Here is a 20603-nt window from a genome sequence, read left to right as displayed (position 1 = left end):
CTGCCTCCCATGAACCCACGCGCGGCCCGGCTCCGCCTCCGGTGTCCCCCGTGCGGCGGATCTTCCTGGCGGACGACGGCCTTTGCGGACACCTAGGGGATCTCCCAGACCCCCACCGCGGTCCGATCCTTCGTGTGCCCCTCGACCGGGAACTGCATATCGCCGAGGAAGGCGGCCGGACCGGGGGGCCGGCCGTCCCGCCACTCCGTGGCCAGCCGGGCGGCCCACGAAGGTTCCGCTGCCAGCGGCTCCGCCATTCCGGCACTGCAGAGCAGCAGGGTGTCCCCCGGCAGGGCCGTGCACGCCCGGAAGAGGAAGGGAGCCGGTCGCGCCGCGGCCTCGGACGCGTAGGAGCCGCCCTGCCCGTTCCCGTACTGCCGGGGGCCTTGGCCCGGCGGCGCGTCGAACGCGTCGGCGTCCGTCGCGACAGGCTCCAGATCTTGCCAGGCGCCGTCGCGCAGCCGGAACAGCCCGCCCCCGCCGACGCCGAAGAACACCCGGGTGCCGCACTCGGGGTCGGCCGGCAGCAGCAGGCAGCGCAGCGCGGCGGTGTACTCCTCCGGCTCCGCGCCCAGCTCGGTCGCCCGGCCTCGCAGCTTGCCGTAGCTGCGGTCGGTGAGCCGCTGGAGACCGGACTTCAGGGCATCGCGGTGGTCGGTACGGATGTCGTCGGACAGACGGGTGTGGCTGCGGCCGACGGCGCCGCCGATCCAGGCGCAGGCGTCGCGGGCGGCGCGGTGCGAGCCGTCGATGTCCGGGCGGCCCGAGGCCATGGCGACGAGGATCAGGGCGTGCCGTCCGGTGCCGAAGCGGGCGGTGAGCAGGGCATCGCGCCGGGGGGCGCCTCGATAACGGCCCTCCTCCCCGCGCTGCGAGACGGCCCGGAGGGTCAGCGCGCCGTAGCGGGCGCCGTCGAGCGCGGTGTCGGGCACCAGCTCGTCGAGCGCGGCGGGGTCGGCGGCGGGCAGGGTGAGGGGGTCGGGGTCGTATGCGGGCGCCCGGTCGCGGGTGGGGCGGTCTGCGGGCGCCGATGACGGCCGTGTCGACGGCCCCGGTTCATGCGAGGGCGGCTTCCCGACTCCAGGCCCCGACAACGGACCTGCCGACGGCCCCGGCTCAGACGGGGCCGGCTCAGGCGGGGCCGGATTGCGGGCTGCGGGTCCCGGTGTCGGTGTGTCGGGTGGAGTGTCCTTCGGGGCGTCGTACGAGTCGGCAGCTGCGGGGGCCGAGGGCGTCGGCGGCGCCGTGGGCGGTGGCGCGTTCCCGCGCGAGCCCGGACCGGTGGATTGCAGCGGAATCGGGGCCGAGGGGCGAGGGGGGCGCGGCGTCGAGCCCCGCCGGGGCGGCTCCCAGGGTCTGGGCTCCCATGCGGTCGGCTCCCAGGGCTTGCGCTCCCCGGACCCGGGCGCCGCGGTGGCCCGGGGCGCCGGGTTCCGCTCTGCGGATTGCTGCCGCGCCGGTCTCGGACCCGCCGGGCTTCCCGCATCGGCCTGACCTGCGGGGTCCGGGGGCGCCACGAGACCACCCGGGTCCGCCAGGTCCGCCGGGCCTCCGAGGTCTGTCCGGTCCTCCAGTTCCTCGGGGACCGCCAGCTCCTCCAGGGTGGCCGGGGCCAGTTGGTCCGCGCGCTCCTCCTGTTCCACCGGCCCCTTGGAATCCGTCGGTGAGGAACCCACCGTCCGCAGCGCGGAGTTGACCCGGTCTTCGAGGGAGTCGGGAGCCGCGGACGGCCCGGTGTCCCGCGCCCGGCCCCCTCTCCCCCCGCCGTCGTCGTCTTCGTCGCCGTACAACCGCCGCCACCAGTCGTCCTCGTGGCCGCGTGGTGCCCCCTGCTGGTTCATGGACCGTATTGTCCATGGATGGGCGCTGCGTCAACAGGGCGCGAAAGAGCAGCACCGACCGGCGGACCGACCCGCACGACTGCTCAGTCGGGCTCCCCATGCCGACGGAGAACGGGAACGGCGTCTCTAAGTCCCGTGCAGTGGATGTGAGTTATCGAGAATCCCCGATCGCGCCCGCCGAGGCCACTCACGAGCGCGGAGCGGATCCGCGCGGACGTCGTCCGCGCGGGTCCGTCGACGGGACCTCAGTCGAGGTCCTCCGCGTAGTCGGTCGTCGTGCATCCCTCGACGGCGCCGTCCTCGGCCGTACTGCCCTCCGGCGCCGTGAAGTTCGGGGTGCAATTGAGGAACAGCAGACCGGCGTCGAGGAGGGAGCGCCGCTGGTCGTCGCTGCTCGGGTCCACGGCGAAGTCGTCGCCGACCATGAGGTCGTCCTGTTCGTCCTCGTCCGCCTTGACGGCGGTCTGGAACGCCTCCATGTCCTCGACGCTGAGGAAGTCGACGTCACCGTCGCCACCCGCCGGATCCTCGCACTCACCGCCGCCGTTGACGCCCGTGAGACCCATCGCCCGCACCTGCTGCACCTCCCGGGGCGAGGCGATGTCGATGCCCTCGCAGCCGAGCGCTGATTGCAGGAGTTCCCCGGCCTCCTGGGACGAACCCGCGGAGGGCAGACCGCCGCAGGCGGAAACCGATGCCAGGGCGAGAAGGGTTCCGACGGTGGCAAGTGATCGGTGGAAACGCATGACGTTCCTTCGCAGATGTGGCTTTGAGCCGAGCGCGCCGACCGGATGCGGCGGCGCCTCGGCCGCGGGGTGGAGCGGGCCCGGCTGCTCGCCGGCCGCTCTCCCCCGTTCCCCCGCCAAGTTGAATTGACCGGGACATGGTAAGCGGGAATCGCAGGTCAGGAAGCCAGGTCACGCGACCCGGGGCGTTCGGGCACCGCCGGGGCCGACGCGGTAGCAGGTCCCGAGGGGCGCGACGGCTTTCCGTCCGGCAGGCTTGGGCCATGAGGGAACGCAGCGTGCGAGCCGGGAGCGGCGGCACGCTGCACCGGGCGCGTTCCACGGCCCACGGCTGCGAGCGCGCGTCCGCCGAACGGAGTGAGGCCGGCGCATGAGCGTGTGGCAGTTGGTCGCGGTCGGCCTGGTCATGCTGCTCGGTCTGTTCGGGGTGCTGATACCGGGCATCCCCGGGCCGCTGATCGTATGGGCGGGTGTCCTGTGGTGGGCGCTGACCGAGCAGGCCTCCGCCGCCTGGACGGTCCTGATCGCCGCGACCGTCGTCCTGCTCCTCAACCAGGCCCTCAAGTGGCTGCTGCCCGCGCGTGACCTGCGCACCGCCGGAGCGCCCTACCGCACCCTCTTCCTCGCCGGGGTCGCCGGCATCGTGGGCTTCTTCGTCCTCCCGGTGCTGGGGTGCGTGCTGGGCGGTGTGGGCGGGCTCTACGCCCTGGAGCGCATCCGGCTGGGCAGCCACGGCGACGCGTGGTCCTCCACCCGAACGGTCATGCGCACCATCGGCCTGAGTGTGCTGCTGGAACTGTTCGCCTGCCTGCTGATCTTCGGCGCCTGGATGGGTGTCGTGTTCGCGGGCTGAGCGAGCCGGCGCGCGACCACCGATGCCTCAGCGGGACCACGCACCTCACCCACGACTACCGTGCAGCCCGGTCAGCCTGCCGGTGCCCCCACGGGCGCGAACGCCGACAGATCCGCTTGGGGAAATTCCCCGTCCGGCAGGAGCCCGGCGCGCCACAGGTGGTGCAGGGCGTACGCGCCCCACGGCCGCCATCCTGCGCCCGACGTCGCCTCTTCCGGCCTCGCCGCCTCTGCGGCAGGCACGTCCGGGTCTCCGAGCGCGCGCATCCGGATGGCGGCCGCCGACCGGTGCCCGACGCCGGGCAGCTCGGCGAGTGCCCGCTCGGCGGCGTCGCGGTCCGCCCCCGCGTCCAGCACGATCGTCCCGTCGGCGAGCGCGGCGCACAGTGCGCGCACCGGCTCCGCCACCTCCGCACCGGTGAGGTCGCCGGGTGCAGGGAAGAGGTGGGTGAGTCCGCCGTCCGGCGCGTCCAGCGGCTTGCCGTAGGCCCGCACCAGCTCGGCGGTACGCTCCGGCGGCCACCCGAGCACGGTCCGCACGGCCAGTTCTTCGGGATCCGCGGCACCGGGCGACCGCAGCCCCGGACGCCCGGCGACCAGCGGCCCGAGGAGCGGATCCGCCCCCAGCCGCTCGGCGACCGCGTAAGGGTCGGCGTCCAGGTCGAACAGCCTGCGCAGGCGCTGCACCGCGGTGGACAGGTCCCGCAGGTCGGTCAGCCGCAGCCGGCACTCCAGCCAGCCGCCGTCCGCGCCCCGCTCGGCCGGGCAGACCAGCCCGGCCGGCGGCCTGCGCCGCTGCGGCGCCCCCGCGTGCTCGTCGACCTCGGCGATCCCGCTGCCGTAGGCGAGCCGCAGCGTACGGCGGTAGGTGCGGCTACCGCGTGCCCCGTCGGTTTCCTCGACGCCGGGCACGGCACGGACCTGCAGGAAGTCGAATACTTCGGCCGCGGCGTACGGGCCCCGGTAGGCGAGCCGCAGGGCGATCCCGCCCCCCGCGGGCTGCCCCGCTTCGCCACTCTCGGTCCGCCGGGCGTGCCGCCGCCCGACGCCGGCACGGCCGGCCGCCGCCGCCCGCAGTTCGCTGGGCGTGCCCGCGTAGATCTCCCGCATGGTGTCGTTGAACTGCCGGATGCTGGCGAACCCGGCGGCGAACGCGAGCTCGGTGACGGGCAGCGCCGTGGTCTGCAGCAACAGCCGCGCGGTGTGCGCACGCCGGGCGCGTGCCAGGGCCACCGGGCCGGCGCCGAGCTCCGCGGTCAGCTGCCGCTGCACCTGGCGGGCGCTGTATCCCAGCCGCCGGGCGAGCCCACCGACTCCCTCCCGGTCGACCACGCCGTCCCCGATGAAGCGCATGGCCCGGCCCACCAGGTCGGCGCGGACGTTCCACTCCGCGGAGCCCGGGACGGCGTCCGGACGGCAGCGCCTGCACGCCCGGAAGCCGGCGCCCTGCGCCGCGGCGGCCGACGGGAAGAAGCGCACATTGACCCGCTTCGGGGTGACCGCGGGGCAGCTGGGCCGGCAGTAGATGCCGGTCGTCACCACCGCGAAGAAGAACTCCCCGTCGAATCGTGCGTCCCTGCTGGACACCGCTTCGTATCTCGCCTCGTCATCCCTCACACCACCAGTGTGCGCGGCCCGAAGGAGGAGAGCTGGCGGGATTCGGACACGGCCTTCGGGAGGGCGTCGAGGGCCGAGCCGGCATACGTGCGATCCGGGCCGGTGCGGGCGGGCGGCCCGCACCGGGACCCGGACGCCGGCGCGTCAGCCCCGCGGCCCCCGCTTGCGCTCCATCATGTGGCGGCCCAGCGCCTGCTTCTGCTTCCAGTCGCGCCGGATCTCGGCCCGGAGCCGGACGTCCGTCTTGGCGACGATGCGCTGGTTCTCCCGCAGCAGCTTGCGATAGCTGTGCAGCCGGCGCTCCGGGAGAGTCCCGCTCGCGACGGCTTCCTGCACCGCGCAGCCGGGTTCGGACTCGTGTGCGCAGTCGTGGAAACGGCACTCCTCGGCCAGCGCCTCGACATCGGAGAACGTCCGGGCCAGGCCGCCCTCCGCGTCCCACATCCCGACGCCCCGCAGACCGGGGGTGTCGATCAGGACCCCGCCCCACGGCAGCGGCAGCAGATCCCGTGTCGTCGTGGTGTGCCGCCCCTTGCCGTCCCGGTCCCGAATGGCCCGGACTTCCTGCACCTCCTCCCCGAGCAGGGCGTTGGCCAGGGTCGACTTCCCAGCGCCGGACCGGCCGAGCAGCGCCGATGTGCCCCCTGCCAGCACGGCGGACAGCACCTCGACCCCTTCACCGGTCGCCGCGCTCACCGCGAGGACCTGCACCCCGGGCACCGCGGTCCCGGCGTCCGCCACGAGGTATTCGAGCCCGGCCGGATCCGCGACCAGGTCCGCCTTGGTCAGCACCACCAGCGGCTGAGCCCCGCTCTCCCAGGCGAGCGACACGAACCGCTCGATCCGCCCGAGGTCGAGAGCGTCGGCCAGGGAGACGGCGATCACCGCGTGATCGACGTTGGCCGCGAGGATCTGCCCTTCGGAGCGTTTCGACGACGCGGAGCGAGCGAAAGCGGTACGCCGGGGCAGCAGGGCCCGCACCACGCCGTCCAGGTGATCGCCGCTGCGGCCGTTGTCGAGGTCGATGACCGCCCAGTCACCCGTGCAGGGCACCCGCATCGGGTCGCCGGTCGCCACCAGCGCGGTGTCCGCGAGGACGGTCCGTACGCCGTCGGCATCCGCGGGGCCGGCCGGCACCACCGCGTCGACCCGGCCGCGGTCGACTCGCACGATCCGGCCGGGCAGGAACCCCTTGCCGGCGAAGGGGGCGAAGCTGTCCACGAACCCGTCGTCCCAGCCGTACGAAGCCAGCGTGCGCGTCGGGGACGCGGCGGAGGGGACGGAGGAAGCAGAAGAGGAATTCAAGGGAAACCCTTCACAAGGGTGGCCCCGGCGCCGCGCGGAACGCGCGGAGAAAGAAAGAGAGTGTGTTCAGCCGGAGACCACGGAAGCGGGATTGATGATCCTGTGAGTGCGGGCAGCGCCCATCGCAACAACAGCCATCGGTCACACCTCCTGGTCCGTCAACAGCCGGGCACGGCAGCCGAACTGGCGCCGTGCGGAACGCCTTCACGATAGACAGAGCACGGGCAGCCGCGCCACACAATTAATTCCCGGCCCCCCGCTCCGGCCGAAGCACCGTTGTGCACACCCATTTCTCCGGCCGCCGCCGGAGGGGCCCGCCCTCGTGGCGTACGGCCGCCGAACGCCCAATAGCTGAACACAATGCTAGATATGGTGTATGCAGGAAAATTTCGGGCGAGAGGGTGACGGCCCCCCGTCGGCACGCCTCTCCCCGAGGCGACGCCTTCGCTCCCTGCTGAGCGAGCACAGCGTCGCAGGTCAGGTTTTCCTGCTCCAGCTCGCCCTCGCCCTGGTGCTCGTCGTCGCCGCGGTGGTGGTCCTCGTCCTGCAGGCCCGCGGCGCAGGCATGGAAGAGGCCCGCCAGCGTTCCGTCGTCGGCGCCCAGGCCTTCGCGCACGCGCCGGGCACGCTGGAGGCCATCCAGTCCTCCGACCCCACCGCACGGCTCCAGCCCAGGGCGGAGGAGGCGCGCAAGGAGGCCGATCTCGACTACATCGTCGTGTTCGACCCGAAGACCGGTCTGCGATGGACGCACCCCGATCCGAGCCTGATCGGCGAGCACGTCATCGGCTCGTACCGGCAAGGGCTCGCCGGGAAGACCACCACCAGCACCTTCGCCACGTCCGTCGGGCCGGCCGTCAACACCACCGTCCCCGTCAAGGACCGCGACGGAAAGGTCGCCGGGCTGGTGTCCGTCGGGATCACCGTACGGAACACCCAGGAGCGGGTGGGGCACCAGTTGCCGCTGCTGCTGGGATCCGCCGCGGGCGCGCTCGCGCTGGCGACCGGCGGCGCGGCGCTGGTGAGCCGCCGGCTGCGTCGGCAGACGCACGGCCTGGATCCCGCCGAGATCACGCGGATGTTCGACCACCACGACGCGGTGCTGCACGCGGTACGCGAAGGCGTGCTGATCGTGGGCGGCGACGGCCGGCTGCTGCTGGCCAACGACGAGGCCAGACGCCTGCTGCACCTCCCCGAGGACGCCGAACGCCGCCATGTGCAGGAGCTGGGACTGCAACCGCGGTTGCTGGCCCTGTTGACCTCGGGGACGGAGGCGACCGACGAGGTCCTGCCGTCCGGCGACCGCCTGCTCGCGGTGAACGTCCGGCCCACCGCCCCGTACGGCGGGCCTGCGGGGACGGCGGTGACGCTGCGGGACTCCACCGAGCTGCGGGTGCTGGCCGGCCGGGCGGAGGAGGCGCAGGAACGGCTGCGGCTGCTGTACGACGCCGGGATGCGGATCGGCACCACGCTGGAGGTGGTGCGCACGGCGGAGGAGCTTGCCGAGGTCACCGTGCCCCGGTTCGCCGACATCGTCACCGTGGAGTTGAAGGAAGCGGTGCTGCGGGGACAGGGACCGACCGGGGCGGACCAGGAGGCCCACCGGGTGGTCGTCCGCGGCCTCGCGGAGGACTCACCGCTGTACCCGCCGGGCGAGCTGCTCGGCTTCCTTCCGGGCACCGCGATGGCGTCGGAGGTGGCGCGCGGGCGGCCGGTGCCGGAGAGCGACCTGCGGACGGCCGACCGCTGGCGGGCCCAGGATCCCGAGCGGGCCCGCGCAGCGCTGGCACACGGCATCCACTCGCTGATCAGCGTTCCCCTCCAGGCCGGTGGGGTGGTGCTGGGGCTGGCCACGTTCTGGCGTTCGGGCGCGTCCGACCGTTTCGACGAGGAGGACCTGGTCTTCGCCGAGGAGCTGGCCACCCGGGCGGCGGTCTCGATCGACAACGCCCGCCGCTACACCCGCGAGCACACCACCGCCGTCACCCTCCAGCGCAGTCTGCTGCCCCGGGTCCTGCCGGAGCAGTCCGCCCTGGAGGTGGCCCACCGCTATCTGCCCGCGCAGGCCGGGGTCGGCGGTGACTGGTTCGACCTCATCCCGCTGCCCGGCGCCCGGGTCGCCCTCGTCGTCGGTGACGTCGTCGGGCACGGACTGTATGCCGCGGCCACCATGGGCCGGCTGCGCACCGCCGTGCACAACTTCTCGGCCCTGGATCTGCCGCCCGAGGAGCTGCTGGGCTACCTCGACGAACTCGTCAGCCGGATCGACACCGACCGGGCGGGCGAGGACAACGGTGCGGGGCAGTCGGGCGAGCGGGCGGGCATCACGGGCGCCAGCTGCCTGTACGCCATCTACGACCCGGTGGACGGGCGGGCGACGTTCGGGCGGGCGGGCCATCCGGGGCCGGCCCTGGTGCTGCCCGACGGCACGGTCACGTTCCCCGACGTGCCGGTGGCGCCGCCGCTCGGGCTCGGCGGCAGTCTGCCGGTGGAAACCGCGGAGATCCCGCTGCCGGAGGGGTCACGGCTGGTGCTGTACACCGACGGCCTCGTCGAGGGCCGTCAGCACGACTTCGACACCGGCCTCGCGCTGCTGCGCTCCGCCCTGAGGGGTGGGGCGGACCGCACTCCGGAGGAAGTGTGCGCGGCCGTCCTCAGCACCATGCTCCCCACCCGACCGAGCGATGACATCGCGCTGCTGGTGGCCAGGACCCGCCTGCTGGATCCGGCGCGGGTCGCCGAGTGGGACGTACCGTCCGACCCGGCCGCGGTCGCGCGGGTGCGCGCGGCGTGCAGCCGGCGGCTGGAGTCGTGGGGGCTGGAGGACATCGGGTTCACCACCGAGCTGATCCTCAGCGAGCTGATCACCAATGCCATCCGCTACGGCACCCAGCCGATCCGGGTCCGCCTGCTGTACGACCGGGCGCTGATCTGCGAGGTCGCGGACGGTGCCGCCACCGCACCCCATCTGCGCCGGGCCGCGCTCACCGACGAGGGCGGCCGGGGCCTGTTCCTGGTGGCCCAGCTCGCCGACCGCTGGGGTACCCGCTACACCCCGAACGGCAAGATCATCTGGACCGAGCAGAGTCTCGACGCCGGACACCAGGAGCCCGGCCCCGGGCTCGCCGAGGACATCCTCGACCAGTGGGACGAGCCGGCGCTGTGACCGCCGCGGTCCGGCGCGGGAGAACGCCGGGCCGCGGCGGTGCACATCAGCCGCGCTCGGTGCCGGGCGCCGCCGCGGTCAGGCGGACCGGCTCCGGATAGAACTCGCGGGGGCGGTCGGCGGCGTCCTTGAGGCGGCCGAGGAGGCTCGCCGGCTATTCGACGAGCCAGTAGCTCGCCACCGCCGTGGGCACGGCCACCAGCAGCACGATCGCGACGGCCGGGGGGAAGGCGTCGTACGACCTCTCGCACATTTGCCACATCCATGACAAGAGTGGCCTCCTGAAAGAGCCGTCTCCGGGGGAATCGGCCCGTCGCGTGAGGACGTGGGTCGGTCGAGGAGCGAAGCGCGCGAGGGCACTCCGGCTGGTCTCGCATATGAAGGGTCCCCTCCTGGTCGGATTGTGGGGGGAGGAGCGGATTCTGGTGAGCTGTCACCGGTCGGCCCGTATGCGGGCCGTCGGCAACGCCGGCCTCCGCGATCACTGCGACGCCGCCCCTTCATCCGCGTAACGCTCTGATTACGTCACCCCGTCGAGACGGCTCCCCACGCCCTTACCGACCGGTACGCACCGGTCGATCTGCTATACCCGGTAAGCGAGTTGATGAGGTGTATCAGCAGAAAAGGCACATCTCGTCCCCCGGGATCGCGCGTGGGTGCTGCCACCTTCGAGTCGAAGGGGAACTGTCGGTTCGTACCTCTCGACCATCTGTTAATCTGCCCGCTCCTGGATGTTCCTCCATGTCCCCCCTCCCCCAAGCGCCCCCCGCTCCCCGGGTGCAGCGAGGTGTCCCGCACGTGTACAGCACTCCGTTTTCCCCCGCAGAGTCCAGATCCGCGCGCGCCCGGGTGGGCCTGACCACGGCTCAGGTCGCCCAGACCATGACGGCGTGCGGCGCCCCGGTCCGCCCCGAGCTGGTCGAAGCCTGGGAGTACGGCTCCCAGCTGCCCACCGAGCAGCAGCTCTTCGTGCTGGCCGATGTCCTGTGGTGCCCGCCGACCGTCCTGATGGGTGTCGAACCGCGCACCCTGGCCGAGCACCGGCTGGCCCGGCAGCTGAGCACGGACCGGCTGGCGCAGATCATCGGCATGGACCCGGACATGTACCGGGCCGCGGAGGCGGCCCAGCAGTGGACCGGCGACTACCGGCAGACCAAGGCCCTGGTGGAGGCGCTGGGTCTGTCGCTGCGCAAGCTGATCGACGTCATGGGCCAGGTCGAGGACCTGGGCCGGCACCTGCGGTCGGCCATCGACGGGCGCTGGAAGGCACACGTCGGGCCGGTCACGGAGATCACCACCCTGAACAAGACCAGGGTCGGTGACGCGCTGCGCACCATGAACGGGGAGTTCCAGGAGTTCTCCGAGCGCTACATGGGACATGTGGTGGCCCGGAACGACGATGCCCGCCTCAAGGAGGTCGCGGCCGAGCGCTCGGCGTATCTGCGCCGCCTGGTGGACCGGTTCTGGGAGCTGATCGGCGAGGCGGGCGAGGCGCCGCCGTTCAACACCGTCGGTCGCTGACCGCCACGGCTCGCCGAGCCCCGCGGCACACCGCGGCGGGCGGGGAACGCGCCGGCGGACCGCCGTGCCCTCCCCGCCCGCGGCCGTGGTCCGGCTCAGCGGGTGGCCGCGCCGAAGTACGGATCGGCCGGCTCGGCCGACTCGTCGTCCTCGATGTCGTCCCAGTCGATCTCCATCGACTTGCGACGCGTGAAGACGTTGAAGAAGAGATTGAGCACGATGGCGGTGAGGCCGCCCAGCGTGATGCCGCTGTCGAGGACCGCGCGGACGTCGTCCGGCATCCGGTCGAAGAACGGCCCGACCACCGTGGGCAGCATCGAAGCGCCCAGGCTGACCGCCAGGATCAGGGCGTTGCGCTCCTCGCGCAGGTCCACCTTGCCCAGGATCTGGATGCCGACCGCGGCGACCATGCCGAACATCGAGATGGCCGCCCCGCCGAGCACCGGGTGCGGGATCACGGCGACCAGACTGCCCGCCTTCGGCAGCAGGCCCAGGATGATCATGAAGACGCCTGCCCCGACCACCACGAACCGGCTCATCACCCTGGACATCCGCACCAGACCGATGTTCTCGGCGAAGGCGACGTAGGGGAAGGAGTTGAACACTCCGCCGAGGACGGTGGCGGCGCCGTCCGCGCGCAGCGCCCGGGCGACGGTGTCGTTGTCGACCCTCTTGCCGGTGATCTCGCCGATGGCGTACACGTCGCCGGTCGTCTCCACCATCGTGATCAGCATGACCACCACCATGGCGATGATGGGGAAGAGCTCGAACTTCGGCAGGCCGTAGTGGAACGGGGTGCTGACGCCGAACCAGTCGGCCTCGCCGACCGCGCCGAACTGCACGTCGCCCAGGAGCCAGGCGACCGCCGTACCGACGACCAGGCCCAGCAGGACGGCCAGGCTGCTCAGATACGGCTTGCCGACCCGCACCACGACGAGGATGAAGAGCAGCGTGCCCAGGGCGTAGAGGAGGTTCTTGGGGTCGCCGTATTCGGGCTTCCCGATCAACTGCGCACCGCCGGCCGCGTCCTGCAGGCCCTGGGGTATCAGCGTGAGCCCGATGATGGTGAGGATCGTGCCGATGACGAGCGGCGGGAAGTACTTCACCAGCTTGCTGAAGAAGGGTGCGAAGAGGAACGTCGCGATGCCCGCAGTGATCACCGCACCGTAGACCACGAGGAGGCCGGCGGTGCCGCCGCCCGCCCCCAGGCCGATGGCGATCATCGGCGAGACGGCGGTGAAGGTGACGCCCTGGACCAGGGGCAGCTTGGCGCCGATCTTCCAGACGCCGAGTGCCTGGATGATCGAGGCGACACCGCAGGTCAGCAGGTCGGCGTTGATCAGGTAGACGAGCTCGTCGTGGGAGAGCCCCAGGGAGTTGCCCAGAAGGATCGGGACAATGACCGCTGCCGCGTAGAAGGCAAGGACGTGCTGGAACCCGTAGAGGGCGAGCTTGCCGACGGGGAGCACCTCGTCGACCGGGTGCGCCCTCTGCCGGGGGAACTGCTGGGAGGATTGTCGGGAGACTCGTGCCATCTCTGCCTTGCCTTCACGAGGTAGGTGAATAAGAGGGAACCCGGCGCCGTCGTGTCCCGGATGACAGGACGGGCCGGCTGGGTCATACAAAGCCGACGCTCGGCGGTGTTGCCGACACCACGTAGCCCTGCGCTGCACATTGCGTCCTGGTTCGACAGGACATCCTTCGATCAACGCAGCAAATTCCGGCATTTCCATGGAATTTGCAGGTGGGATCAATCGAAGCGCTCACCATAGTTGACCCCCGCACTTTCCCGCGAGTAACCGGACACCACACCCGTACACAGCCGGAAGAGAACGGCACACGGCAGGGAAAAGGACACCCTTCGCTTTCCGGGTCATCGCGCGGATTCGCACCCCGCATGCCCTCTTAAGTGGTCCGTCCGGCACCACCGTTCGCCGCCGCCGCCCGACGCGCCGCACGGCTCGGCGACGGCGGCCCCGTGCGGGGCGGGGCGCCCCGGGCAAACAGGCGCGGCCCGGCCCCCCGCCGTAAAATTCCTGTATGGCAGAGCGGCCGGGATCCCCTCCCGCACCTGAACTCCTCGTGGAGTCCAACGGCGACTCGCAGGTGATCGATCCGCACCGCATCTACCACGTGGGGCGCGATCCGACGAGCGATGTCGTGCTGAGCGACGCCCGCGTCTCCTGGCATCACGCCGTGCTGCGGGCCACGTCCGGGCACTGGCTGGTGGAGGACGAGGGCAGCACCAACGGGACGTACGCCGACGGGCGGCGGGTGGAGCAGTCCGGCGTGGGCCCCGGCAGCGTGATCCGGTTCGGCAACCCCGCCGACGGCCCGTGCGCGGTGCTCACCGGCGTGCCCCGGCCCGAGAAGTCGGCGCGACGGCCGTCCGCCGTCTCCCACCCGGCCGGCACCCACACGTTCCGGCAGCCGAGTTCGGTACGGCCGCTCCCCGCGGCCCGGACCATACGGATCGGCCGCGCACCGGACAACGACCTGGTCATCGACGACCTCGTGGTCTCGCGCCGGCACGCGGAACTGCGGTCCGGCCCCGAGGGCTACGAGATCGTCGACCTCGGCAGCCACAACGGCACCTATCTCAACGGCCAGCCGGTGACCGGCGCCGCCGTCATCCCCGGTGACATCGTCGGCATCGGCCACTCCGCCTTCGCCCTCGTCGGCGATGAACTCCAGGAATTCATCGACACCGGCGAGGTGTCGCTGGACGTCCAGGACCTCGCCGTACGGGTCGACAAGGGGCGCAGGACGCTGCTCGACACGGTCTCCTTCCCCGTCGGCGAAAAGTCGCTGCTCGCCGTGGTCGGACCGAGCGGCGCCGGGAAGTCGACGCTGCTCAACGCACTGACCGGGCTGCGCCCCGCGGACGGCGGCACCGTGCTCTACGACGGCCGCGACCTGTACCGCGACTACGCCGAGCTGCGCCAGCGCATCGGGCTCGTACCGCAGGACGACATCCTGCACTCCCAGCTGACCGTGCGCCGGGCCCTCGGCTACGCCGCGCAACTGCGCTTCCCCGAGGACACCGCGAAAGCGGAACGGCAGGCGCGGGTCGACGAGGTGATCCATGAGCTGGGGCTGGACCAGCGCGTCAAGCAGCCGATCCACAGCCTCTCCGGCGGCCAGCGCAAGCGGGTGAGCGTGGCGCTGGAACTGCTGACGAAGCCGTCGCTGCTCTTCCTCGACGAGCCGACTTCCGGTCTCGACCCCGGCATGGACCGGTCGGTCATGCATATGCTCCGCGGCCTGGCCGACGACGGCCGGACCGTCATCGTCGTCACCCACAGCGTGCTGAGCCTCGACGTCTGCGACCGGCTGCTGGTCCTCGCACCGGGCGGCAGGATCGCGTTCTACGGCCCGCCGGAGGACGCCCTGCCGTTCTTCGGGTTCGCGCAGTGGCCGGAGGCGTTCGAGGCCTTCGAGAACGACCAGGACCGGGACTGGGCGGGGCAGTTCCGGGGGTCCCACCTCCACCGGCACTACATCGCCGCCGACTCCCGGCAGCCGCGGCGCACCCCCGAGTCCCCGCGGGGCCCGGTGGCCGCGCCCAAGGCGCAGAGCTGGGGCGCACAGCTGCGCACCCTGGTCCGCCGGTACGCCGCGGCGCTGACCGCGGACCGGACGTTCCTGATCATCATGGTGGCGCTGCCGTTCGTGATGGGGGCGATGGCGCACGCCCTGGCCGGCAGCCGGCTCACCAAGGACTCGGCGCTGAACGCGCTGCTGATCCTGTGCGTCGGCGCGGTGCTGACGGGCGCCGCCAACGCGGTGCGCGAACTGGTCAAGGAGCGGGTGATCTACCAGCGGGAGAGGGCCGTCGGCCTGTCCCGCTCGGCGTACCTGATGTCCAAGGTGCTGGTGCTGGGAGTGATCACGGTCGTACAGGCCGTCGTCCTGACGATGGTGGCGCTGTTCGGGGTGAAGCTCAACACGCCCGACGGCAAAGGAGTGTTGCTGCCACCCTTGATCGAAATCACCCTCGCCGTGGCGCTGTTGGCCTTCACCGCCATGATGCTCGGCCTTTTCGTGTCCGCCCTGGTGCGGAAGGAGGAGGTCACCATGCCGCTGCTGGTCCTCCTCGCGATCGTGCAGGTCGTCTTCTGCGGCGCGCTGCTCAAGCTCCAGGGCGTCCCGGGGCTGGAGCAGCTGGCGTGGCTTGTGCCCTCCCGGTGGGCGCTGGGGGCCATGGCGGGCACGATCGATCTGCACCGGATCGTGCCGACGGACATCACCTCGGACCCGTTGTTCCAGCATTCGGCGGGGGTCTGGCTGCTCAACCTGGGGATGCTGGTCGTGCTCTGCCTCGTGCTGGGGTTCCTGGTCACCAAGCTGCTGCGGCGGCGCGAGCCCGAGATCATGCGCAAGTAGCGCCGAGGAGCCGCCTGTGACCGCGCCCGCCTTCCTCCCCAGCCATGTCGTCCCGCCGGAAGGCATGGCCACCTGGTCGGCCCCGGACGCCACCCGGCCGCTGGTGCCGCTCGACCCGCTGCTGCCGGTCCAGGTCGTCGAGCGCCGGGGCGACTGGGCGCTCGCGCTGTGCTCCAACGGCTGGTCGGCGTGGGTCGACGGGCGGTTGCTGCTGTCCGTACCGCACGGCCCGCCGGCGGCGGGTCAGCCCGCGGCCAGGACCGCGGACCCCCGGCCGCTGCTGGGCGCGGTCGAGGGCGAACTGAGCCGCTACCGGCGGCTGATCGAGGAGCTGGCCGCGGGGCGGCTGGACGGCGAGTCGTTCGGACAGCGCACCCGGGGCATGCGGGTGGGGGTCGTCGTGGACGGCGAAGCGGTCTGGCTGTACGACGCGCGGCACGAGCGGTGGTGCTACTGCGACGGGCCGTCGATGGAGACCTACGCGGTGAGCGCGCGGCCTTCGACGTCACCGGCGCCGGACGATACGGGCGGCGCGTCGCCGTCGTACGGCGCATCGGGGCCGTACGAGACATCACGGTCGTACGAGGCGCCGCGGTCTCGCGGAGAGGCTGGGGCCCATGGGGCGTCGGGGGCGGGGGCGTCGACCGCGGGACCGCCTTCGGCTCCTGAGGCGCAGGAGACCACGGTCCTGGCGCCCGGCGAGACGGGCGCGGACGGCCGCAGCGCGCCGCAACCGGCCGAAGCCGCCTACGAAGCGACCCGCGTCGTCCGGCCGGACGACTTCCCCCCGGAGGCCACTCCCGCCCTACGCCCCGACACCACACCGCCGGAAGCCACCCGCGCCGTACGCCCCGATGAGCTCCTCCCCGACGCCACACGGACCGTCCGCCCGGAGGACCTTTCGCACGAGGCCTCGCCCATTGCGCCGCGAGAGGAGACGGAGCGCGCCCCTGCCCGGGCCCGCACACCGGAGGAGCAGGACCCCGACGAGACCCGGGCGATCCAGCAGGGCGCCGACCGCCCTGGCACACCGCACCCGCCGCCACCAGACCATCCGCCCACCCGCCCGGGTGACTTCGGGTGAGGGGCGAGGGGACGCCGCCCGACCGGCCGAGGGAACGCTCGACCGCAGCCGATGCCTCCGGGCTGCGGGGGCGTCGGATCGCGGCCTATCTACTGGAGGACGAGATCGGCCGGGGCGGCATGGCCGTCGTCTACCGCGCCGAGGACCTGCGACTCGGCCGCACGGTCGCGGTGAAGCTGCTGGCCCCCGAACTGGCCCGCAACGACACCTTCCGCCGGCGCTTCGCCCACGAGTCCCGGGTGGCCGCGGCCATCGACCATCCGCACATCGTGCCGGTCTTCGAGGCCGGGGAGACCGACGGCGTCCTCTATATCGCCATGCGCTATGTCGAGGGCCGGGACCTGCGTGCGCTGCTCGACCGCGACGGCAGGCTGCCCCTGGAGACCGCCTGCCGGATCGCCCTCCAGGTGGCCTCAGCGCTGGACGCCGCCCATGCGCACGACCTCGTGCACCGGGACGTCAAGCCGGGCAACATCCTGGTCGCCGAGGGCACCGACAGCGACCGCCCCGAGCACGTCTACCTGACCGACTTCGGGCTGACGAAGAAGTCCCTGTCGCTGACCGGCTTCACCAGCGTCGGGCAGTTCGTGGGCACGCTGGACTATGTGGCGCCGGAGCAGATCTCGGGGCGCCCGGTGGACGGCCGGTGCGACGTCTACAGCCTGGCCTGCGTCGTGTTCGAAATGCTGACCGGAGCGCCGCCGTTCCGCCGCGACGACGACATGGCGCTTCTCTGGGCGCATCAGTACGATCCGCCCCCGGCCCTGACGACGCTGCGGCCCGACCTCGGGCCCGCCGTCGACACCGTGCTGGCCGCGGCGCTTGCCAAGGCACCGGAGGACCGCTACGAGACCTGCCGCGGGTTCGTCACCGCGCTGCGGACAGCGGGCAGAACCGTGCCGCGCGGGGCGACGGCGGTCCGGCCCGAGGAGCATGCGCCGACCAGGGTGGACGTCGACGTGGAACAGACCGGTCCGCGCAGCACGGCTCCCCCTCCCCCACCGCGCTGGGCGACACCGGTGTTCCCGGGCCGGCCCTAGCGGTCCTTCCGAACGCGAGCCGCGCCCGGGGGCCTGGGCGCCGGTCCGGGAAAGGGGAGAGGTCAGGCGCCGGAAGAGGGCCCGGGGCGGCGCGCCTCGGCGAACGGCACCTGGCCACGGTGCAGGACCCGGCGCGCCAGAAGGCTGCCGAGCCAGCCCGTCACCAGCCCCCAGGCCGCGCCGAGACCCACCAGCCGCAGAAGTTCCGGTTGCAGGACGATCTCGCCTCCCAGGCCGCCGAGGTCCCCGATGCCCATCAGGGAGAGGCCGTAGTGGGCGAAGACCTCGGTGAGCAGTCCGACGACGAGCAGGGTGAGCGCCAGGGCGACGGCCATCTCCAGCGCGTGCCGCCAGGCAGGTACCCCGGCCGGCGCACGGACCGCCGCGACGAACGCGGCGGCCAGCAGCACCACCGCCGCCAGGGCCACCAACAGCCAGGCGCGGCCGTCGTATGCGGCAAGGGCGCCCACGTCGAGGGTGCGGTCACCGCCACGGCTGCGCAGCGCCTGGTCGAGCACATGCGGCATGGGCAGACCGATGCCCTTGTCGACGTGTCCCGTCCAGGCGCCGCCCATCCCGACGCCCAGCGCCATCCACACCAGGTTCGGCAGGCCGAGGCAGATGACCGCGAAGGTCTCCGCCTGATGGCCCTTGGTGAGGAGCACCACCACGCCGGCGATCAGTCCGATCACGACATAGCCGAGCAGCACCAGCAGCATCGCGAACCCGGGCGGCCGTACGGAGTTCTGGAAGTGCAGCAGTCCGGAGGAGAGCGGCGCCCGGCGCGAGATGAGGAAGGTGAGCGCGAGCACCGCGACCAGCCACAGCAGCCCCAGACCGAGCGTGGCGGGGACATCGGCGCGGAAACTGACGGTGGGCGTCGCGCCGAATTCCGCGCCGAGGTCGTCGGCGGTGTCGTCGCCGAGCGAGATGCGGAAACTGTGGCGCGCGGCCAGGGCGAGGAACAGCAGGAAGAGCAGCCAGAACAGGGCGGTACGGGCGACCCGGCCGAGCAGTTCTCCGGTGCCGGCCACCGCCCGATGGCGGAGCGGCAGCAGAAAGACGGTGGCGGTGGCCAGGACGCCGGCCAATGTCACCGACAGCGGCACGACCTCCAGGGCCGCGTCCGCCTGCACGATGACGCCGGCGTCGCCCCACAGGTCCACCGAACCGCCTGCCGCGATGACGACAACGGCGGCGACCACCCGGGGAAATGCCCCGCCCGGCAGGTCGCCCGCCCCCGCGGCCCACAGGCCGAGCGCGGCGACCACGAACATCGCGACGATGCCCGCCGCGGCCGCCCCCAGAGCCTCCGCCCAGGCCCGCACCAACGGCGGCGCGCCGACGGGACGTGACGGCTTGTCGGGGCCGGCCGGCGAATGGCCTCGCATCTGGCTCACGCAAGTCTCCTGCCGGGCGGGCGGGACCGAGGGGTGACAACTCGCCCGAACGACATGTGCCGTGCCGTGGGGACGCCTTGAACCACCGTAAGCACGAGCGGGCCGCCCCGCTTGCGGACACCGCCGTGCCGGGGCACACAATGGCTTTGATATAGGCAAATACGGGCAAAATTCGCATCGCCGGATGGCCCACGCGCGTCGGAAGATCGGAAGAGGGGCCCGTGACAACGCCACCGCCGCCTGACAGCCACCCGACCGGCCCGCCGTCGGGGCCACTGTCCGACCCCTCCTCGGGCTCACCCGCCGGCCCTTCGCCCGAGCCGACCCAGGTCGACTCCGGCCCGCAGGAGGGACCGCCCGAGCAGCCGGCACCGCCGGGGCCTCCCACCACACCGGGTGGCCCCGGCGACGGTGGCGGCAGCGGCGGCGGTGACTCCGGGGGCGACGGCGGCGCGGGTGGCGCGTCCGGTGGGCGGGGCGGCGGCAAGCCCTGGTGGCGCTCCGCGCCGCGCGTCGCGATCATCTCGGCCGCCGTGGTGGCCGCCGTGGTCCTGACCGTGGTGCTCACCCGCCCGGACGGCACCTCGGGCTCGGGCGAGGTGTTCCTGCAGCCCGCCGCCGCCGAGGGCCCGGACCCCTACACCGAGTCGACGGCGAAGGACTCCTCCGCACCCGCTTCCCCGACGGCGACACCCGCCGCGCCCTCCGGCGGGGACGACGGCACGACCGGCGTCCGCGGCTCGGCGCCCGGCCTGTACGGCGGCAGCCGGAACGCCGCGAGCTGCGACGTCGATCAGCAGATCGCCTTCCTCCAGAAGGACCGGACCAAGGCCGCGGCGTTCGCCGGCGTCGCGGGCATCGACACCGGCTCGATCCCGTCGTACCTGCGGTCGCTGACACCCGTACAGCTGCGTATGGACACCCGGGTCACCAACCACGGCTTCAAGGACGGGAAGGCCACCGCCTACCAGGCGGTGCTGCAGACCGGCACGGCCGTCATGGTCGACTCCCGTGGGGTGCCGCGGGTGCGCTGCGCCTGCGGGAACCCCCTCACGCCTCCGGTGGCCGTCAAGGGAACACCGAAGACCGTCGGCAAGTCCTGGCCGGCCTACCGCTCCTCGAACGTGGTGGTCGTACAGGAGGCCACGACGGTGGTGAACGTCTTCGTCCTCGTCGACCCGGACACCGGACAGTGGTTCCAGCGCCCCCAGGGCGACACCGGTGGCTCGGACGTCCCGACGACACCGCCGACGCGGACGCCCTCCGCCTCCCCCTCGTCGCCGACACCGACCTCGCAGCCCCCTTCCGAACCGCCCGGGTCGACGCCCGCTTCACCGCCCTCGGCGCCCGGCACCTCGTCCGCGCCGCCGGACAGTGACACGCCGGGCCCCGACTCCCCGGCCCCGCCGAGCGAGGCACCCGACTCCGCCTCCCAGGGCTCGGCCTCCGGTGGTGAGTCCTAGGGCGGCCCGCCCGGCCCGCGGGGTCTGACGCAGGAGTTGGAGAGCGCCCCCTGGTCCGTCACGCCCTGACGGACGGCGACGGACGGTGGCGGGGGGGGGGGGGGGGGGGGGGGGGGGGGGGCCCCCGCGGGGGGGGGGGGGGGGGGGGGGGGGGGGGGGGGGGGGGGGGGGGGGGGGGGGGT

The 20603-nt window shown here is 72.8% G+C and carries 13 protein-coding genes; 7 read left to right on the top strand and 6 right to left on the bottom strand.

Translation table 11 applies throughout. From position 1 onward, the window contains the following. Positions 1–92 precede the first annotated feature (92 nt). Together ACGFZW_RS15655 and ACGFZW_RS15650 are read right to left on the bottom strand one after the other, a co-directional pair. On the bottom strand, positions 93–1841 hold the full coding sequence (locus ACGFZW_RS15655; RefSeq protein ID WP_393893637.1) for a protein phosphatase 2C domain-containing protein: 1749 nt from the start codon (positions 1839–1841) through the stop codon (positions 93–95). A 245-nt stretch (positions 1842–2086) separates the two neighbouring features. Beyond that, positions 2087–2587 (bottom strand): hypothetical protein, encoded by a 501-nt coding sequence (locus ACGFZW_RS15650; protein ID WP_393893636.1) that lies wholly within the window; start codon positions 2585–2587, stop codon positions 2087–2089. 370 nt (positions 2588–2957) lie between these two features. Here ACGFZW_RS15650 and ACGFZW_RS15645 point away from each other — a divergent pair, with 370 nt between their 5' ends. Further along, positions 2958–3440: a DUF456 domain-containing protein gene (locus ACGFZW_RS15645; RefSeq protein WP_393893635.1), complete on the top strand. Its 483-nt coding sequence runs from the start codon at positions 2958–2960 to the stop codon at positions 3438–3440. Between the two features lie 71 nt (positions 3441–3511). Here the strand turns inward: ACGFZW_RS15645 and ACGFZW_RS15640 are convergent, their stop codons facing one another. Together ACGFZW_RS15640 and rsgA are read right to left on the bottom strand one after the other, a co-directional pair. After that, positions 3512–5056 (bottom strand): DNA-3-methyladenine glycosylase 2 family protein, encoded by a 1545-nt coding sequence (locus tag ACGFZW_RS15640; protein ID WP_393893634.1) that lies wholly within the window; start codon positions 5054–5056, stop codon positions 3512–3514. Between the two features lie 144 nt (positions 5057–5200). After that, complete coding sequence (gene rsgA, locus ACGFZW_RS15635) at positions 5201–6361, bottom strand: ribosome small subunit-dependent GTPase A (protein ID WP_393893633.1); 1161 nt, start codon at positions 6359–6361, stop codon at positions 5201–5203. Positions 6362–6737: 376 nt separating this feature from the next. Here rsgA and ACGFZW_RS15630 point away from each other — a divergent pair, with 376 nt between their 5' ends. Together ACGFZW_RS15630 and ACGFZW_RS15625 are read left to right on the top strand one after the other, a co-directional pair. Next, positions 6738–9527, top strand: a complete 2790-nt coding sequence (locus ACGFZW_RS15630) for a SpoIIE family protein phosphatase (RefSeq protein ID WP_393893632.1) — start codon at positions 6738–6740, stop codon at positions 9525–9527. Positions 9528–10325: 798 nt separating this feature from the next. Then, the gene (locus tag ACGFZW_RS15625) at positions 10326–11048 is read left to right on the top strand and encodes a transcriptional regulator (RefSeq protein WP_393893631.1); all 723 of its coding nucleotides are present in this window, start codon (positions 10326–10328) and stop codon (positions 11046–11048) included. A 95-nt stretch (positions 11049–11143) separates the two neighbouring features. Here ACGFZW_RS15625 and ACGFZW_RS15620 read toward each other — a convergent pair whose 3' ends face one another. Beyond that, positions 11144–12583 (bottom strand): nucleobase:cation symporter-2 family protein, encoded by a 1440-nt coding sequence (locus tag ACGFZW_RS15620; protein ID WP_393893630.1) that lies wholly within the window; start codon positions 12581–12583, stop codon positions 11144–11146. Between the two features lie 505 nt (positions 12584–13088). On the opposite strand from ACGFZW_RS15620, the gene ACGFZW_RS15615 reads away from it, so the two are divergent. From ACGFZW_RS15615 to ACGFZW_RS15605, 3 genes are all read left to right on the top strand, one after another. Continuing rightward, positions 13089–15434: an FHA domain-containing protein gene (locus ACGFZW_RS15615; protein WP_393893629.1), complete on the top strand. Its 2346-nt coding sequence runs from the start codon at positions 13089–13091 to the stop codon at positions 15432–15434. Positions 15435–15450: 16 nt separating this feature from the next. Then, positions 15451–16518 (top strand): hypothetical protein, encoded by a 1068-nt coding sequence (locus ACGFZW_RS15610; RefSeq protein WP_393893628.1) that lies wholly within the window; start codon positions 15451–15453, stop codon positions 16516–16518. A gap of 62 nt (positions 16519–16580) precedes the next feature. Next, the gene (locus ACGFZW_RS15605; RefSeq protein ID WP_393893689.1) at positions 16581–17558 is read left to right on the top strand and encodes a serine/threonine-protein kinase; all 978 of its coding nucleotides are present in this window, start codon (positions 16581–16583) and stop codon (positions 17556–17558) included. A 62-nt stretch (positions 17559–17620) separates the two neighbouring features. Here ACGFZW_RS15605 and ACGFZW_RS15600 read toward each other — a convergent pair whose 3' ends face one another. Continuing rightward, the gene (locus tag ACGFZW_RS15600) at positions 17621–18958 is read right to left on the bottom strand and encodes a streptophobe family protein (RefSeq protein ID WP_393893627.1); all 1338 of its coding nucleotides are present in this window, start codon (positions 18956–18958) and stop codon (positions 17621–17623) included. 221 nt (positions 18959–19179) lie between these two features. Between ACGFZW_RS15600 and ACGFZW_RS15595 the strand changes: the two genes are divergently transcribed. Further along, a complete protein-coding gene (locus tag ACGFZW_RS15595) occupies positions 19180–20421 on the top strand; it encodes a DUF6777 domain-containing protein (RefSeq protein WP_393893626.1) in 1242 nt (413 codons plus the stop codon). Positions 20422–20603 lie beyond the last annotated feature (182 nt).

The sequence above is a fragment of the Streptomyces sp. NPDC048248 genome (genome assembly GCF_043201875.1).
Lineage (GTDB): Bacteria > Actinomycetota > Actinomycetes > Streptomycetales > Streptomycetaceae > Streptomyces.
The sequence above is the reverse complement of the archived record's forward strand: the minus strand, read 5'-3'. Positions and strand labels throughout refer to the sequence as shown.